Here is a 17661-nt window from a genome sequence, read left to right on the forward strand (position 1 = left end):
ATAGCAACAAGGTGATGTTACCTGTTGTTGTTCTTTACGGCTCAAAACTGACAGTCTTTCGTTCTATCGATTCATAACCCTCAAGCATGAAGTGAAGGCGCGTTGAATCTCTGTCGTAATTTACCTGCACTGATTTGAAATCGAAGGCATTAAAGTCGGACCGATACAAATGTTTTTCAAACAAGAAGTGCTTTTCAAACACGTCGATTCTTGGAGGGCCTAGTACACCGATAAAAGTTGATTGTATTCGAAGCTTATTGTCTTGATAATATACTTCATTTGCCGGTTCAATAAGTTGTCCTCCAAGGGAAAGAACCAAAACAACGCCTAAAAAGGGAACTAAGAATAAACCACCTACAATAACTGGAAGAAACGCAAAAGCTTTAAAATAAGTTCGTTCAAACTTCCTAACAGCAGATGTTGAAGAAATAAAATGAAGGAAACACCCAGTTAATAAAGTCAGTAAAATGACAAATCTTGTCGTCCATAAACCTCTGAGTCCAAGATCAAATGCACCGTAAAGAAGTCCGACTCCACTTATTATTGATAGTCCTACAAAATGGATGTTTTTAATAGTCTTAGAAGGTCGTTCATCTAGCCTCCAACGCACTAGTTTCTCCCAGCGAATTAGAAGATAACAATAAACAATCAATAGAGGGATGGTCAGTACGAGTGCCAAGGTCTTTACAATAACAGGTAACTTGAATATAGATACACCACCTGCGTCTATATTTTCTATTAATGCAGCAATTTATTATAAGTTATTAATAATTAAAACATCCGAAGTGCTTATAGTGCCGCTAATAGTTTTAGTACTAACTTAAGTAGTTTTAGTTTACGCTTGATTAGTGGTAGCAGAGCGGATGTGGTCTGAGGAGATGCTCAGACCAGTATAGAACTTGCCATTAACGTCTAGGCTTGTTGCTGGCGCGGCATTAATTGCATGTCACCTCAAGGTAGCAATTATGTAACAGAAAGCTGTGAAATAAAACGCACCCCAGAAACCAGCGATAGCAACAAGGTTCTGTTACGCGCTTTAGCTTTTAGCGAGTTCGTTCTTCGTCGACTGTAAAGTTTGACGCCAATTTTGAACTTTTAGAGATGGAATCAAGTGCCTGAAGAACTCTTTTCTTTTCCCATTTGTTTGTTATCCCTAATCCAGGTGAGGGGATATAGAAAGTTCCCGCACTCTTATTGTATATATCTTCTGCATTATCTGAGACCTTCCTAAGTATCCCTTTATCAAGCATGTAGAGTCCGTACTCGAGATTTTCAAGGTGCGCTCGTCTCTTGGTAAGTATAAAATCTTCATATTTGAAGCTCTTCTTCTGGTTTTTCTTGAAGTAGGCATCAATATTTCCTCTGTTTTCCACAATGTTAGCATCTTTGGAGACCATTGATCTTATAGAGTCCTTAATTTCATTAAATCTTAATAGAGAATCTTGAATCTGGCCATTTTTGACGTAGTACCATCCAATATTTGCAGAGGCATGCTCCTTGTCGACAAATGCTAGATACTCTTTAAAAATCCTAAAAATGTTTGGGTTAATCTTCGCCTCATAGACCATTTGCTTTCCGCTATTTAAATGTTTCGCCAGCCCCAAATCGTAGGAAAAATCTCCAAGAGGGCCGTTTCTCACTAGACCAAGTATGTAAATGCCTCCACTATCGAGCACCTCTAATGTATCCACGCGGTCAATCGAGACTAGACTAGATATCTCAAAAACAAGTTTATTTTTTTCTTTACAGCCAAAAAGCAACCCGGAAATTATAGAGATTACTGTCGAGTAAAAAAGTGTCGTTTTTTTAAGCATTTTGACTCTTGCTATTGCCCATAACTAACGGTTAAGGCTTGTTGCTGTCGCGGCATTAATTGCAGGTCATTATAAAGCCAGCACTAATGTAATAGATAGCTGCGAAATAACATAAACCCCGTCAGCCGCAACCGCAACAGAGCCGATGTTGTGTGCTGTTTCTATTGTATTTCAAAGTGCAGCACGTTGCTTTTCAGATCTACCTTAGGCATATTTAGAAAATGAGAACGATACCCATTAACTTTATTCTCGTATTCAGCCTCGCTTAGAGTCAAGAGGTCTAAACTCGAATTCCACCCAATCCAACGATCTAAGGTGTCTTGATTCGTTGAGTAAAAGAAGCGCACTCTATATTTACCTCTATGTTTGAAAGCCTCTCCATTAATTAGCCGATCTCGATAGGTTTCCTTGGCCTGTAAATTAGGATCAAAGGTTTCCCCTGGTCTTAAACACAGAAAAAATGAACTGGGCAAGCCATCCTCATTCCCACATCGTAAGCTCGAATCCAATACCAAGCTATCATTTCGATATATTGAGTATTTAGCAACTGGATATCGAGAGCCTAAATCCGAACCAGCCAGTCTAGGTAAAAGCTCAACTTCACTTTCACTCGCATTTTGAATGATTGCACTTATTTTCGGTATTTCTCCGAGTCGGTATAGTTCCTTGTCAGCCGTTATGGACATTGCTATCTTGCCCTTATTCTTTAACTCAAAAAAAGTCAGTAATTCTGGTCGCCTAATCGGCTTTGATGTACAAGCAGTCAGAATTAAAACTATTATGATTAGGCCTCGTCTCATTGCAATAGCATACAACTAAAATATAGGCACACCACCTGCGTCTATATTTCCTTTTAGTGCAACAATTTATTATAATTTATAAATATTCAAAGCATCCGAACGGCTTTTAATACCGCTAAGAGTTTTAGTTCTAACTTAAGTAGTTTTATTTTGATCCATTCGTTTCAGCGCGGTGGGTCTGAGCGCGACGCTCAGACCAGTACATCTTGATCCCTGGTTGGCCCAATTTCAGAGATGCCAAAACAATAATACGTGGCACAAAGCAAAAACCCCAAAAACAAAAAAGCCTGACACTTTCGTATCAGGCTTTCGTACCCAGAGCCGGAGTCGAACCGGCACGGTTTCCCACAGGTGTTTGAGACCAGCGCGTCTACCAATTCCGCCATCTGGGCATTGCTATTTGCTTAGCGGTGAGCAAAGGTATTTAAACTCTCCTTTATTCGCAACAAATATTTTTGTCTGTAGTATAGATCTTTGATTTTCAGAAGGAATAATTCTTTTTCGCTCTGTTTTTCTTCTTTATCGTACCTGGTTGTACAGGAATCCAGCTCTAAAAGCAGCTCTTCTTCTATGGATAATACTTGTCTTTGCAGCTTTTCCAGGGCTTCGGCATTGGGATCGAACTCCAGCTCCATCAGCTCTTCGTTCACTTCCATCATTTCCATCAGGAACTCCTGGGGCAATTGGTACTTATCTCCTTCTGCAATCTGCTTGTGCAACTGAAGGATGTATTCCAGGCGCTTCTCTGGCTTAGAGAGTACCTGGAATGCTTTATTGTTCTGCGTAGAGAGCTCCAGGATCTCCTGTTGCTTCTCGGGCGTATCGTTCACGTAAAAGTCGGGATGAAACTCCTTACTTAAGGAATAGAATTTCCGTTTTACCTGGGCTTCATCTACATGAAATGCTTCAGGCAACTCATAAAACTCAAAGTAGTTCATTATTTAATTACGTGCTTCAGAATGTCATTACCTAAAACGAATACCATCAGGGCAATTAGGATGAAGAAACCTACAACCTGTGCTTTCTCCATGAATTTATCGCTTAATGGTTTGCCTTTGATCATCTCGATGATCAGGAAGGTAGCATGGCCACCATCCAGTGCCGGGATAGGTAAAAGGTTCATTAACGCTAAAGCCATCGAAAGAAGACCTACAAGGCTCCAGAACTTCAGCACATCAAATTGGCCACCGAACATATTCGCAATCCCTACAGGGCCTGTAAATGCTTTCTGAGCCTTCACTTGTCCGGTTACTACCTTACCGATACCACGGGCGTTGTCCATAAAGGCTCCCCAGGCTTTGGAAGCCCCAATTGGAAGCGATTCGAACAGTCCGTACATCTGGGTTTGCTGAGGAAGATCTTTCACGTCTGCCGCAAAACCGATCTGTCCGTCTGAATCTACGGCCGGGTTAAGGCTCACGGTATCTGTACCGCGAAGGGCTTTAAGGGCTATGGTTTGATTTTTAGCCGCAGCAAGCTCTGTCTTTAACTCGTCGAGGTATTGCAGCGGCTTGTTGTTGGCCTCAATGATCTTATCCCCAACTTTTAAACCTGCTTTCTGGGCATTTCCACCTGCTACTACATCACCAACCCAGGCATGCATACGTGGTGTTACAAATTCGCCTATGCCGTAATCTGCTACTTTTTCTAATACGTTACCGGGAACAGCGATGGTTTTAGTAGTGTTGTTACGCTCAATGGTAAGCTGACTGTTACCCATTAATACTTTTGAACTGGTTACTTCGTCGAAGCGCTTGATCGGATTGCCATTTACGGCCACGACCCTATCCCCTGCCTGAAGACCAATCTCTTTCCCTATTTTACCGGGTACCAATCCGTTCACCAATTGATCGTTCGGGATATAGGTTTCTCCGGCTTTGAAGGTAAGCATCCAGAAGATGAAGATACCCAGCACGATGTTTACCGCAATACCACCAAGCATAACGATCAAACGCTGCCACGCTGGTTTGGAGCGGAACTCCCAGGGCTGAGGAGGGCCGGATAACTGATCGGTATCCATCGATTCGTCGATCATTCCGGCAATCTTTACATAGCCGCCTAATGGAAGCCATCCGATACCATACTCTACATCTTTATGCTTGAAGCTGAATAACTTATAGCCCCAGGCGTCGAAGAACAAATAAAATTTCTCTACTTTAATACCGAATGCGCGGGCCGCAAAAAAGTGCCCTGCCTCGTGTAAAATAATTAATATTGATAAACCCAGCAGAAGCTGGCCTGCCATAACTAGACCGTCCATTTAATATCTTTTCGTTTTTGGATTTTTATCCGAGTGTTTTGTTACATCCCTGCCTTAGCCGGAGGTAACGTGTTTATTTAATACTTAACCTTTGATTTTTGTACCAATTCTTTAGCGTACACCCTGGTTTCCTTATCGGTCGCCAGATAATCTTCTAAAGTAGGCTGACTAATATAAGCGATTTTATTCATACACGATTCAATCACCTCGCTCATCTCTAAGAAGCCCACCTGATCATTCAGGAATTCTGCCACGGCAACTTCATTGGCTGCATTGATCACACAAGCAGTATTTCCGCCTTTTCTCAGAGCTTCGAATGCGATGGCCAGGTTCCGGAAAGTCTTCTTGTCCGGTTGCTCGAACGTAAGCTGTGGATACTTCAGAAAGTCAAAACGCTCGAAACTGCTATTTATTCTTGAAGGGTAAGCCAGAGCGTACTGAATAGGGAGTTTCATATCGGGCAAACCCATCTGTGCTTTCATAGAACCATCGTTAAACTGAACGATAGAATGAATGATGGATTGGGGATGAACGATAACGTCGATCTGATCTGCCTCCAGGTCAAACAACCACTTGGCTTCGATCACTTCCAGGCCCTTGTTCATCAGGCTTGCCGAATCGATGGTGATCTTGGCACCCATCACCCAATTGGGATGCTTTAAGGCCTGAGCTTTAGTCACTGTAGCCAGGAACGTACTGTCTTTTCCCCTGAAAGGGCCACCAGAGGCGGTAAGGTAGATCTTTTCTATTGGATTGGAACTTTCTCCCACCAGGCACTGAAAGATGGCTGAGTGCTCCGAATCTACGGGAAGGATGTTCACCTTGTATTCCTTAGCCAGGGCGGTAACAATATCTCCGGCAACAACAAGGGTTTCCTTATTGGCCAGCGCGATATCTTTACCGGCTTTGATCGCAGCTATGGTTGGCCTTAATCCGCAGAACCCTACTAATGCCGTCAGTACGATGTCTATCTGGGGTGATTGGACCACTTCGCAAAGTGCTTCTTCCCCAGCTAAAACCTTTATAGAGGTATGGGCCAGTGCTTCTTTTACAGTAGTAAATTGAGCTTCCTCTACGATCACAGCATATTCCGGAAGAAATTCCAGAGCTTGCTGGATCAACAGTTCTGCGCTTTTATTGACTGTTAATACAGAAACTTTAAATAACTGAGGGTTCTCTCTGACTACCTCTAAAGCCTGTGTTCCTATACTACCACTGGAACCAAGTATTGCTATGTTTTTCAATAATAATATCCTTTAAAATATAATCCCGGTATTACGATACCACGTAGGCTTTCAAGCTTTCCGCAATATTCCTGTCGTTCGACAAACGGGGAACTTTATTCTGTCCGCCTAATTTCCCCTCGGCCTTCATATAGTTGATAAAGGAATCGGGTTTTAAGGAGCGAATGACCAGGGGCTGCAATATCTTTCCTTCGATCAGATCGAAATAATAGACATTCTTCTTCTGAAGGGCTTCATCTACTTTCAGCCTGAATGCATTCATATCTGCAGGAGCTTTTGCAAATTCTACAAACCACTCGTGGTAAGGTAATCCTCCTTCCGGATCTGTTACCTGAGGAGCAACGGTAAATTCGGTGATCTCTACGCCTTCGCTTTTCGCAACCGATAGCAAGGCATGTTCTACTTCCTCTCCAATAACGTGCTCTCCAAAGGCAGAGATGTAATGCTTGATCCTTCCCGATACGATGATCTTATAAGGGTTCTTAGAAACAAACTTTACAGTATCCCCTATGCTATAGCCCCACAGCCCTGCATTAGTGTTCAGGATAATGGCATAGTTCTTACCTAGTTCTACGTCCTTCAAACTGATCCGTGTAGGGTTCTCATTAAAATATTCTTCTGAGGGAATAAATTCATAGAAAATACCGGAGTTGACCAGCAGCAGCAAGCCTTTTTCTGTCTGCGAATCCTGATAGGCTATAAAACCTTCAGAAGCGGGATAAGTTTCTATAGAATCGATCTTCTTACCGATCGACTCTTCCATTTTAGCCCGGTAGGGTTCAAAGTTCACTCCGCCATAAACGAACAGGCTGAAGTTCTTGAAAATATCTTTGATCTTTTTTCCGTCTGAGCGTTGCGACAAACGGTCGAAATACATCTGTACCCAGGGTGGGATCCCAGAGATCAGACGCATGTCTTCGTTAATGGTCTCCTTTACGATCGCGTCCACTTTCTCCTCCCAGTCTTCAATACAATTGGTCTCGTAAGATGGAAGCCTGTTCTTTTGAAGGTATTGAGGAACGTGATGTGCGGTGATGCCGGAAAGACGGCCTGTGGGAACTTTGTAACTGGTATCAAGAACAGGACTTCCCTGCAGGAAGATCATCTTGCCGTTTACAAAATCAGCTTTCCCAGTTTCGTGAATATAGGTTAGGAGCGCGTTCCGGGCAGCCTTAATATGCTCGGGCATCGACTCTTTAGAGATCGGAATGTATTTAACCCCAGAAGTGGTTCCCGAAGTTTTTGCGAAATAAGCAGGAAGGCCCGGCCATAGCACGTTCTCCTCTCCCTTCACTACACGTTCTACGTAAGGCTTCAGGTCTTCGTAATCCCTTACCGGAACTTTACGTTTAAAGTCATCGTAAGTACGTATCTCTGAAAATTTATGATCCCTGCCGAAGGCAGTATTTTTTGCGCTTTCTAATAATTTCTGAAGAACCTCTTGCTGTACCTCAACCGCATTGTATTTCCATTTCTCTACTGCCCGTACTGCAAAATAGGCAAATGGCTTACTTAAAGCCGATTTTAATCCCATACGTCTTTCTTAGATTATATTTTCTAAAATCTCCGGGTCCTGGTCTCCCTCGTACTCCGTCATCATCCTGCGATAAGCTACCGCAAGGGCCACACTCGACAATGGAATAACCAACAGAGAATTTATAAGGTTAATTGCCCCTGAAATAATAAAATCTCCTTCATATTTAGCGAATAAAAATGATAGTATTTGAAAAATGGCAAGGCATGCGAGCAGTAGCAGAATCTTAGTAAAGTTTCCTCTGGTTATAGCAAGGCTAAAGCGAAGAGATTTGAAGGAAGAAGCATCCTGATCTATAATGAAAAAGGGAAAGAATGAAACTCTGATCCAGGTGAACAGGATTCCAAGCACACCTAGTGAATAACCCACCTGCAAGACCATATTTCTGAACTGTTCAGGAACAAGGATATATAGGGGAAGAAAGATGATCGTTATGGCGATAAAAACGAGAAAGATACAGATAGCAAAATACGAGGTTGCTACCAGGAATCTGATAATTTGCTTTGTTGTTGGAAAGGAATCTTTAATAAATACATCCTCCCTGTCTTCATCGAGCACCCGCAAGATAAAACGGAACAGGGTAAGTTGAAAGCCAAAGTAGGCCAGAACGAAAAAAAGGAATAGCAGCACCTTGATCCCGAAATTATAGGAATCAAAGAAATAGGCAAGCACTCCGGAAAGGTGAAAAAGGAGGAACATAATGAGGCCTAAACCCACAATTTTGAAATATTCCTTTTTAAGAACTTTCCAGGCTACCTGTAGAACATCATTAACTGCAAAAGTACTTTCCTTTAAAAATTCGATCATGATTGTCTAAGAATAATTCTTTTCCCAAAGTCTTGCATAAACCCTAACCCGTACGCAGTCAATTGAACAAACGCTGCAATTACACTTAGAAAAGCAACTTTTAGAGATTTGTTTACCGTTAAGGAGTGAAAATATATTAACAATGTAAATACGGCTAATATGGGGTTACACACGTTCGCTAAAGGGAGCCTAAAAATATTAAGAATAAGTGTAAAAAATAGAAACAAAGTAAACATTGCCGGAAAAAAGTGAACCAGCTTTAGTTGCGCGGGAAAAAACTTATAGATATTGATCCTGGCCCTGCCGAAAAAATGCAGTTGTTTATAGAACTGACTAAAATTTGTGCGTCGTTTATGGAAAACAATGGCATCAGGGATAAGGCCTATTTTGAAGCCCATCGAGTGGATCCGGATACTGAATTCAATATCTTCACCCAGTCTTGTGATTAAAAACCCTCCGGTTGCTTCCCATACTTTTCTCGCTATTCCCATGTTGAAGCTCCGGGGATGGAACTGTCCGCCCATATTCTTTTTACTTCCACGTATCCCGCCTGTTGTAAAGGGTGAGGTCATAGAATAACTGATCGCTTTCTGTACAGGAGTAAAAGAGCTGTGTGCCCCATCGGGACCACCGAAGGCATCCAACCAGTCCTTATCCAGATGTGCTTTTACATTCTGTAAATAATCTTCGGGGATCAGACAATCTGAATCAAACACAATGAAGTAATCGCCTTTGGCCCTTGCAAAAGCAAAGTTGCGGGTAAAGCCCTGCCCTTCATTCTGCTTAACATAATAAGAGATACTAAGAGAAGATGAATAGCTTTCTACGATTTCTCTGGCAGGTAGCTTTGAGCCATCTTCAACTACCAGAACCTCGAAGTTCTTATACGTTTGCTTCGTTAGCGTTTCCAGCAACTCCTTAATTTCCTGAGGCCGGTTATATAAGGGAATGATTATCGAAAAAAAGAGATCAGACATGTAATGGTTGAGGAGTTATCTTCTCGATCTGGTAATTATTCCTTTCTGCCGAATTTCTGGATACCAGTTCGGCTACGAAGCCGGTCAGAAATAATTGAAAACCTACCACTATGGCTACCAGGGCTATATAGAACAGCGGCTGGTCGGTTACGTTGCGATATTTTTGGTGCTGAGCGATCTGAATAAGTTTATCAGCGATCAGCCAGATAGTAATGATCAGGCCCGCAAAAAAGCTTAAGACGCCCATGGTTCCGAAAAAGTGCATGGGTCGCTTTCCGAACTTGCCTACGAAAAAGATCGAAAGCAGATCGAGGAAACCATTTACAAAGCGGCTTAAACCAAATTTTGTTGTTCCGTATTTACGAGGGCGGTGTTCAACCACCTGCTCCCCTATTTTCCTAAACCCGGCCCATTTAGCCAATACAGGAATATAACGGTGCATTTCGCCATACACCTCGATGCTTTTTATGACATCCTTACGGTAAGCCTTCAGTCCGCAGTTAAAATCATGCAGGTTATCGATACCCGACATTTTACGGGTTGCCGAATTGAAAAGCTTGGTGGGAATTGTTTTACTTAAAGGATCGTGACGTTTCTTTTTCCAACCGGAGATCAGATCGTACTTTTCTTCCTTTATACGGCGGTACAGTTCAGGTATTTCATCGGGACTGTCCTGCAGGTCGGCATCCATGGTGATCACCACATCGCCCTGAGCAGCTTCAAATCCTACGTTAAGGGCAGCAGATTTGCCATAGTTACGGCGGAACTTAATCCCGCGGATACGGTCGTTCTCTTGCTGTAGCTGTTCTATTACCTCCCATGAACTATCGTTACTTCCATCATCTACCAGGATGATCTCGTACGAAAAACCATTTGCTTCCAAAACCCTCTTGTTCCAGTCAACCAGTTCGGGAAGCGATTCATATTCATTATAAAGAGGTACGACTACCGATATATCCATTCGTTCTGAAAAACCTTAATATTATTATTATTCGGAAACACTCTTTGCAAAAACAGGAGGTTCCTTTTTAAAGATAGCAGCAAAGATCAATGCAGCTACAAAGATGATAATGATAGAGAAGAAAATTCCCTGTATAATATGTCCTACGGTAGGATTCTTACCTGCCTCTATACTTTCTTTTATCTGATCGATCTTTTCATCCAGCTCTTCCGTAGGCACATTCTGCTTACTGGCAAAATCAGTAGTTACCTTGACGATATTTAGCTGTACCCTTTCGGTGATCCCCTTATCTACTTTGTGAGCGTAGACGTAATTACCCAGGGAATAAATAAAGTAGGCGGTTAGGAACATGATAAATATCCCGCTGGCTGCCTCACGCATAGACCAGTATCCGCCTGCATAGTTACGAAGTTTGAGGGTAAAAAATATAGCCAGTCCGACAGGAATGGCAAAAGAAAGCAAAACAGGTGAAGCTATGATTACGGGCATTGCCCTGGTGGAAGCTATCCAGTAAAGCGCAATAATGCCGATGATAAGAATAACCACCCCGTAAAGCAGACCGTAAACAGCCGCCTGTTTTTGCATTGATCTTTTATCGATCATTTCTTTATTGATTAAAACCAACTACCAGTTTGTACACTGCTCCATCGAATTCAGGGTCCTCGCTGTGCTTAAGGTATTCTGACATATCTTCTTCCGAAGGATTGTTTTGATAGAAGAAGCCCATGATAGGATAGAAAAAATCTTTGATCTCCGAAGAATCATCCAGATTTTTAGCTACGCGGCCGATCTCTGAATAATTGCTCTCCATCAGGATCTGGTGGGCGATAATGTCTTCATAGATACGGTATTCATCCTGGAACTCATCTTCATCCACCAATAAGAATTCTTTCAGAAAGTCTTCCAGTTCTGGTTTGATGTCTTCGTCTTTACACTCGCGGATGTACAGCAATACATTTAAAAGCTCTGAGCCTCTGTCGATCGTCTCTTCTTCAATCTCTTCCCATTCTTTCGATTCCAGGTAATCTTCTTCAAGCTTGTCAACATCTTCAGCAAAGAAGTTAACCATCAGAAGGTCGAAGAACACTTCGCGAAGGGGATCGAATTGAGGGGCATCATCAAAAGCATTATCTAAAGCTTCAACTTTTGACATGAAGTCGTTATCACCCTCAAATACTCCGGTGATAATATTTTTAAACTCGGTTGATGCGTCTCCGTTAAATTGCTTTAATGAAGCGGCAATTGCATTTTCTACTTGTTTGTCCATTTTTAATAGGTATTGCTGAATAACTGATTGTTATTCCCTGTAACAATTACTTTGCCTTTAAGTGTGCTGCCAATAAAGGGTGAATTCACAGCCTTTGAGCGGTTGGTTTCTGTATTGTATTCCCATTCCTGCTCTGTATCAAATAATACGAAATTTGCTTCCTCTCCTTCTGCAAATGAAGGTACAGGAAGGTTAAGTACCTGGCGTGGTCTGACAGCAAGTTTATCTACGATCTCTTCAGTGCTTAATCCAGCTTTTATGGCGAGAGGCAAAACGGTCTGAAGTCCGATAATTCCGTAAGATGCGATTTCAAACTCTACATCTTTAAATTCGATTTCGTGAGGGGTATGCTGTGAAACGATGGCATCAATGGTACCGTCTTTTAAACCGGCAATTAAGGCGTCCACATCACTTTGTAAGCGTAATGGTGGCTTTACTTTGTAATTGCTGTCGAAGCCCTTCAGCTCTTCGTCGGTAAGCACAAGATGATGTGCGGCTACATCACAACTTACTTTAAGTCCCCTGCTCTTGGCCTTGCGGATCAGCTCAACACTGTTTGCTGTAGAAATAGTACTGAAGTGCACCGGCGAATCATTGTATTCCGCCAGGTAAAGGTCGCGTGAAATATGAACTTCTTCAGCAAGGGCAGGAATCCCTTTCATTCCCAGATAGGTGCTTACCACTCCTTCATTCATCTTACCTTTTCCGGCAATAGATCTGTCTTCAGGAAAAGAAAAGATCAATCCATCAAATCCCTTGGCGTACATTAATGCGCGGCTCATCAGTCCGGAATCGGCTACTGGTTTCGTTCCATCTGAAAAAGCTACAGCTCCTGCCGAGCGCATATCAAAAAGTTCCGCCAGGTCAACACCTGCCCTGCCCTGACTGATACAGCCTACCGGGTAGACCTTTACAAGAGCGTTACGGGTGGTATTGATGATATAAGAAACTTCATTTTTAGTGTGTACCGGCGGTTCGGTAGAAGGCTGTACTGCTACCCCGGTAAATCCGCCTGCTGCAGCTACCAGGATCCCGTTGATCAATCCCTCTTTCGTTTCAAATCCGGGTTCACCGAAGTTAACGTTCAGATCAAAGAAACCAGGGGCAAGGTATTTACCTGCAGCATCGATCAACACAACATCTTCATCCGCTTCAATAGTTTCCGCTATCCCGGAGATCTTTCCATCCCGTATTAAAACATCGGCTTTTTTACCATTGAATTCTGATCCTGGGTGTACAATAGTTGCTGAGCGAAAGAGTACTGGTTTCATTAAATAGTATCTGAGATTTGAGATATTAGATTCGGGAACAATAATAGTTTAACGACATTTAATGGTTTCGGCTTCTGAAACCTGTCAGGTGACATACAACTTCTGATGATAGTATCTCTGAAAATGAATAAGTTCATTAAACTTGTATCGCTGTTTTTGCTGGTTTGTAAAATCTTAGCAGAAGGATTTCAAGCGCCAGAAAAATCAGTGCCAAAATTAGGCAAAGTTTCCACAACTGCACACCTTTATTTACTGCTTTTATTGCATCGCTTACAGACTCTTTTCCTGGTGTGAATATTTTGACTTTCGTATTCGTAAACAGGCCTTCCAGATCTTTTTCTGAGAGGTAGCTCATATCTGATTCGGAGCGATTATCGTTGAAGGCATACCGGGCTATAAGCTGGTTTCCTTTTAGCAGATCATAGATCCCGGCCTCTTTTACCTGGTCGGCAATAAAAATACGGGTAAGGCTTTCTGTCTGACGAAGATCTGGAATAGCCTCAAAGTTCTCTTTCTTCAGCACTAAGGTTTGATTTGCGCTAAGTGAAACAGGTGTCGATTCGAGGAACTGATCTTTCCCGATAGTGTACGACAAACGATGCTCGCGGAGACTGAGGAAGGCCGATTGGAACATCAAGGGAACAAAAACAGAATGGCGAACCAGATTTGCACTTTCTTCTTCGAGGGCTACTGCCGACAGGTATACACTCCCCTTACCTGTTCTGTACTCGCTGAGAAAATTACCACGGCCAGGAAAACTTAATATCTCCTGACGGGAAGTACGGCCTCCCTGCCCGTACCGAACGTATTTCTTAGCTACAGGAAGATTTATATTCCGGGGAAGTTTTTCGAAGACTCCCTTAAATACTTTATGCTGTAAATTGATAGCGGTTACCCGCTGCTCCTGACTCAGTATTTCTATTGGCCGGTCTGTCCCTAAACTTGCTGTCAGCGTCTGTAATCCGGAAACATCTGCTGTTACCGAAGGGAATACCATCAATGTTCCTCCCTCTTTTACATAGGCGCTTAGCTGTTGTGCCAGACCTGAAGGAATAGTACTGAGATTGTTTAAAATGATGAGCGGATAGTTTCCGAGAGATGAATAATTGATATTTCCCGATGAGCTATTGCTCAGATTAAAAAAGGGGTCTGACTGATAAAGCGCTTTTAAATACTTATTGGGCCCCTGATCATCTATTTCCAGGATGCTCATCTGTTGCTCTACATAGAAGCTGAAATAGGATTTATCGTCAAAAACTATTGGATAGTCTTTCAGGCTTATCTCTCCTTTTTTCCAGCCGGCTGATAAACCGCTAAAGGACACGGTATCTTTTGTTGTTCCCCTTACCGCAATCGACATACTTCCCAGGGCTTTTTGCTCATCATCGATCATCACTTTATAGGAAGCACTTGTTACAGGCTGGTCTGAATTATTACGAAGACTGATAATGAGTTGCTCTGTCTCCCCCACCTTATGCGCAGGAGAACTAAACCAAACAGAATCAACTGAAATATTTGGCTGAGGATTGGCTTTAAGCTGAACCAGGCGAATAGCCGTTCCGGATGTTGTTTTTAGCTTCTGGCCGCTATGAAGGTTTTTCTGGAAGTCTGAAATAATATAGGCCGTCTTTGTTGCATGAGGCTCGGAACCAAGCATTTCTTCCTGGCGGCTGATCACCTGCCCTAAATTCCGGTTTAAAGGCCCTACCTCAACTTCTTCCAGTGCTTCCAGAAATTCTTCCCGGTACAATAAGCGCTGATGCTTTCCCTGAAAATCGTTGGTTAAAAGTTGAAACCTGGTATTTGGATCATAAGCGGAAATGATTTCCCTTGCCCGTCTTTTCGCTTCATCCAAAAGCCTTCCCTCTGTGCTTACCGCTTCCATACTGTAAGAATTATCCACAAAAATGCTGACAACATCCTGCTGATTGGACAATTGATCTGTGCCTGAAGGAATATAAGGCTTAGCGAAGGCAAGTACGAGAAAAACAATGGCTAATATCCTCAGAGCGAGAAGCAGGTAGTTTTTAAGCTTTCTGAAAGAGGTAGTTTGCTGCTGAATGTCTTTTAGGAACCTTACATTACTGAAATAAACCTTTTTGTACCTCCTGAAATTGAAGAAGTGTATGATCACCGGGATCAATACGGCAGATAACGCAAAAAGGAATCCTGGAAAAAGGAATTTCATCAGTCTTCAAAATTAAGGTTTTGATTGACATTAACGTCTGAAAGAGGAAAAGGATTGTTTTTGCCGGAAGAGGAAATGAACAAGGCGGTGATAAACCGCCTTGTTAGGTCTTGTTATTTTGATTTAAGATCAATTATGCCGGCTTGCAATCCCTTTCCTTCTACCCTAAGTTGAATGTCGCCAGCCTTGCTGGTCGACTGTACCAATACCACCAGCTTACCACTGAATAATTTCATGGTTGGCAGGTGGAATTGCTCGAGGGAGCTGGCATCACCGTTGCAGGCCGCCCTGTAGGTTCCGTTGCCGCTAACCTTAAAATTCAACTGGTTGTTTGCTGTTGCACATGCGTTTCCATCTTTATCTACTACAGACACGGTTACAAAGGATATATCATTACCATCTGCATCGATCACTTTGCGGTCGGGTTCTAATACGATCCGGGCAGGTTTTCCGGCGGTTTTTATTGTTTTTTCGGCTGCTGCTTTTCCTGCTTTATCGTAGGCAACTACTTTTAGGGTTCCTGGCTCATACTTCAGGTCCATCCACATCAGGCGATATTTTGCCTGAGGAGAGGAATCGTTCTTTTTCTGCACACCCATGCTTTTCCCGTTCAAGAACAGCTCAGCACTGTCATAATTGGTGTAAACGAAAACGGGTGTTACCTGTCCTTCCCGTCCTTCCCAATTCCAGTGAGGAAGGATATGAAGGGTATTCTCTGTTGTATTCCACTGACTACGATACAGATAGAACCTGTCTTTAGGTAAGCCTGCCAGGTCATTTATCCCGAAGTAAGAACTGCGTGAAGGCCAGTAGCTATCATAGGGGGTAGGTTCTCCTAAATAATCAAATCCCGTCCATACAAACTGCCCGATCACCCAGGGCTTAGTATCCTGTAAGATAAAATCATCCTCTGGTAAGTTAGACCAGCTGCAATACTCCATATCATAGGAGGAACATTGATGGTCATCGTAGCGCTTTTCTGCTGCTTTAACCACAGGAAATTTATAAACTCCTCTGGAGCTTACCGTAGAAGCAGTTTCTGAACCCAGAATTAATCCCTGAGGAAATGCTTTGAAGGCATCTTCGTATAAATGAGTACGGTAATTTAATCCGGGAATGTCGAGTAATGCTCCGAAACCTGAAGCCATGGTAGCCTTAACCTGATCCATACCCACCGTTACCGGACGTGTGGGATCTTCCCTGTGAAAGATCTCCTGAAGCCATTTTGCTCTCTTTACTCCTTCTGCGCCGAACTGATCAGGTACTTCATTTCCGGAGCTCCACATCACAATGCAAGGATGATTGCGGGTGGCACGGATAAGATTAACCACATCTTTCTCTGCATCCTGATCAAAGAACCTGGCGTAGCCATTCTTGACCTTCGGCTTAGCCCACTCGTCGAAAGTTTCGGCAAGGAACATTAAACCCATCTCGTCACAAAGCTGAAGCTGCTCCAGGGATGGCATATTATGCGAACTACGAACAGCATCGCAGCCCATGTCTTTCAGGATCCTCAACTGCCGGCGCAAAGCAGAAACATTAATAGCTGAGCCAAGAGGACCAAGATCATGATGCAAACACACCCCCTTGAACTTCCTGACTTTCCCGTTTAAACTAAAGCCTGTTTTAGGATCGTAATTGATCTGCCGGATGCCGAAGCGCGTAGAGCTCTCATCTTTAAGGGTATTTCCGGAATAAAGACGGGATACTGCCGTGTAGAGGTAGGGACTTTCAGGGCTCCAGAGTTTAGGATTTTGAACAGCAATGTTCTGTTCAAATTCTTTCCCAAAGATGGCGCTTGTTTTATTAGTGGCTACGGTGTTACCCTGGGCATCAAGAATAGTCGTTTCAAGGCTCAGGTCTTTTCCTGCTGCCTTTGTTTTCACATTTACCTTTGCCTGTGTATCAGAGACAAATGGCGTGGTTACAAAGGTTCCCCAGTGCTCGATACTCTCCTCGTTCTTCACGATCAGTTTTACTTTTCTGAATAGTCCTGCGCCCGGGTACCATCTGGAAGATAGTGGCTTGTTGGACAAACTTACCGCCAGTGTATTTTTTCCATTCTGGATCTGATCGGTAATATCGAAGTAGAAGTAGTTATAGCCGTAATTCCATTCGCCCACCTTAGTACCATTTACATAAACCTTCGGTTCGCTCATGGCACCCTCAAACTGGATAAACACACGCTTGCCTTTTTGAAAACCGGGGACGGTAAAGTAATTCCTATACCAGGCATCCCCAATATGAGGAAGGGACCCGGTGCGACCTGTTTTCTCGGTCGGCACCTTCTCTCCGTTCTGTAAAATAGCCACTACTTGTTTATCTACTTCTTTGTCGAAAGGACCATAAATAGCCCAATCATGTGGTACGGTTACGGTAGACCATTTTTTATCATTAAATTCTTTTTGAGATGCCGAAGCATTTTGTCCTTTGTAGAACTTCCAGCCCTGATTCAGCTCAATCTCCTGTCTTTGCTGGGCAAATGATACTTGAAAGAGCAGGACTAACAGAAAAAATAAACCCTCGCGTTTCATTTAT

Annotated in this window: 14 protein-coding genes and 1 tRNA gene; all 15 read right to left on the reverse strand. The window is 42.9% G+C overall.

The features are described 5' to 3' along the window. Positions 1 to 34 precede the first annotated feature (34 nt). The 15 genes from J4N24_RS00135 to J4N24_RS00205 all read right to left on the reverse strand — a co-directional run bounded on the left by J4N24_RS00135 (position 35) and on the right by J4N24_RS00205 (position 17657). On the reverse strand, positions 35 to 679 hold the full coding sequence (locus J4N24_RS00135) for a hypothetical protein (protein WP_207531612.1): 645 nt from the start codon (positions 677 to 679) through the stop codon (positions 35 to 37). Between the two features lie 364 nt (positions 680 to 1043). After that, positions 1044 to 1814 (reverse strand): hypothetical protein, encoded by a 771-nt coding sequence (locus tag J4N24_RS00140; RefSeq protein ID WP_207531613.1) that lies wholly within the window; start codon positions 1812 to 1814, stop codon positions 1044 to 1046. 1112 nt (positions 1815 to 2926) lie between these two features. Continuing rightward, positions 2927 to 3006 (reverse strand) — tRNA-Leu (locus tag J4N24_RS00145). A 12-nt stretch (positions 3007 to 3018) separates the two neighbouring features. Then, entirely contained in the window at positions 3019 to 3552 is a 534-nt protein-coding gene (gene hscB / locus J4N24_RS00150; RefSeq protein WP_207531614.1) for a Fe-S protein assembly co-chaperone HscB, read from the reverse strand. Next, positions 3552 to 4874, reverse strand: coding sequence for an RIP metalloprotease RseP (gene rseP, locus J4N24_RS00155; protein WP_207531615.1), 1323 nt, complete (start codon positions 4872 to 4874; stop codon positions 3552 to 3554). Before rseP ends, hscB begins: the two co-directional genes overlap by 1 nt. Before the next feature lie 77 nt (positions 4875 to 4951). Continuing rightward, entirely contained in the window at positions 4952 to 6118 is a 1167-nt protein-coding gene (locus J4N24_RS00160) for a 1-deoxy-D-xylulose-5-phosphate reductoisomerase (protein ID WP_207531616.1), read from the reverse strand. A 31-nt stretch (positions 6119 to 6149) separates the two neighbouring features. Beyond that, the gene (locus J4N24_RS00165; protein WP_207531617.1) at positions 6150 to 7652 is read right to left on the reverse strand and encodes a GH3 auxin-responsive promoter family protein; all 1503 of its coding nucleotides are present in this window, start codon (positions 7650 to 7652) and stop codon (positions 6150 to 6152) included. 9 nt (positions 7653 to 7661) lie between these two features. Further along, on the reverse strand, positions 7662 to 8459 hold the full coding sequence (locus tag J4N24_RS00170; RefSeq protein ID WP_207531618.1) for a hypothetical protein: 798 nt from the start codon (positions 8457 to 8459) through the stop codon (positions 7662 to 7664). Continuing rightward, positions 8456 to 9436: a glycosyltransferase family 2 protein gene (locus J4N24_RS00175; protein ID WP_207531619.1), complete on the reverse strand. Its 981-nt coding sequence runs from the start codon at positions 9434 to 9436 to the stop codon at positions 8456 to 8458. Before J4N24_RS00175 ends, J4N24_RS00170 begins: the two co-directional genes overlap by 4 nt. After that, complete coding sequence (locus J4N24_RS00180) at positions 9429 to 10397, reverse strand: glycosyltransferase (RefSeq protein WP_207531620.1); 969 nt, start codon at positions 10395 to 10397, stop codon at positions 9429 to 9431. The genes J4N24_RS00175 and J4N24_RS00180 overlap by 8 nt, the downstream gene beginning before the upstream one ends. 27 nt (positions 10398 to 10424) lie before the next feature. After that, a complete protein-coding gene (locus J4N24_RS00185; protein ID WP_207531621.1) occupies positions 10425 to 11000 on the reverse strand; it encodes a DUF4199 domain-containing protein in 576 nt (191 codons plus the stop codon). 4 nt (positions 11001 to 11004) lie between these two features. Continuing rightward, a complete protein-coding gene (locus tag J4N24_RS00190; RefSeq protein WP_207531622.1) occupies positions 11005 to 11664 on the reverse strand; it encodes a hypothetical protein in 660 nt (219 codons plus the stop codon). Positions 11665 to 11666: 2 nt separating this feature from the next. Next, a complete protein-coding gene (locus J4N24_RS00195) occupies positions 11667 to 12935 on the reverse strand; it encodes a dihydroorotase (protein WP_207531623.1) in 1269 nt (422 codons plus the stop codon). Between the two features lie 136 nt (positions 12936 to 13071). After that, positions 13072 to 15123, reverse strand: a complete 2052-nt coding sequence (locus tag J4N24_RS00200) for a BatA domain-containing protein (protein ID WP_207531624.1) — start codon at positions 15121 to 15123, stop codon at positions 13072 to 13074. A gap of 113 nt (positions 15124 to 15236) precedes the next feature. Next, positions 15237 to 17657: a DUF4982 domain-containing protein gene (locus tag J4N24_RS00205; RefSeq protein ID WP_207531625.1), complete on the reverse strand. Its 2421-nt coding sequence runs from the start codon at positions 17655 to 17657 to the stop codon at positions 15237 to 15239. Positions 17658 to 17661: the final 4 nt, after the last annotated feature.

It is taken from the genome of Desertivirga arenae (genome assembly GCF_017355785.1).
GTDB classification, from domain to species: Bacteria; Bacteroidota; Bacteroidia; order Sphingobacteriales; family Sphingobacteriaceae; genus Desertivirga; species Desertivirga arenae.

Bases quoted from the DNA above. Each gene is read 5' to 3' on its own strand.
- J4N24_RS00140 (WP_207531613.1), bottom strand. From the start codon at position 1,814: ATGCTTAAAAAAACGACACTTTTTTACTCGACAGTAATCTCTATAATT.
- hscB (WP_207531614.1), bottom strand. From the start codon at position 3,552: ATGAACTACTTTGAGTTTTATGAGTTGCCTGAAGCATTTCATGTAGAT.
- rseP (WP_207531615.1), bottom strand. From the start codon at position 4,874: ATGGACGGTCTAGTTATGGCAGGCCAGCTTCTGCTGGGTTTATCAATA.
- J4N24_RS00165 (WP_207531617.1), bottom strand. From the start codon at position 7,652: ATGGGATTAAAATCGGCTTTAAGTAAGCCATTTGCCTATTTTGCAGTA.
- J4N24_RS00170 (WP_207531618.1), bottom strand. From the start codon at position 8,459: ATGATCGAATTTTTAAAGGAAAGTACTTTTGCAGTTAATGATGTTCTA.
- J4N24_RS00175 (WP_207531619.1), bottom strand. From the start codon at position 9,436: ATGTCTGATCTCTTTTTTTCGATAATCATTCCCTTATATAACCGGCCT.
- J4N24_RS00180 (WP_207531620.1), bottom strand. From the start codon at position 10,397: ATGGATATATCGGTAGTCGTACCTCTTTATAATGAATATGAATCGCTT.
- J4N24_RS00185 (WP_207531621.1), bottom strand. From the start codon at position 11,000: ATGATCGATAAAAGATCAATGCAAAAACAGGCGGCTGTTTACGGTCTG.
- J4N24_RS00190 (WP_207531622.1), bottom strand. From the start codon at position 11,664: ATGGACAAACAAGTAGAAAATGCAATTGCCGCTTCATTAAAGCAATTT.
- J4N24_RS00195 (WP_207531623.1), bottom strand. From the start codon at position 12,935: ATGAAACCAGTACTCTTTCGCTCAGCAACTATTGTACACCCAGGATCA.
- J4N24_RS00200 (WP_207531624.1), bottom strand. From the start codon at position 15,123: ATGAAATTCCTTTTTCCAGGATTCCTTTTTGCGTTATCTGCCGTATTG.
- J4N24_RS00205 (WP_207531625.1), bottom strand. From the start codon at position 17,657: ATGAAACGCGAGGGTTTATTTTTTCTGTTAGTCCTGCTCTTTCAAGTA.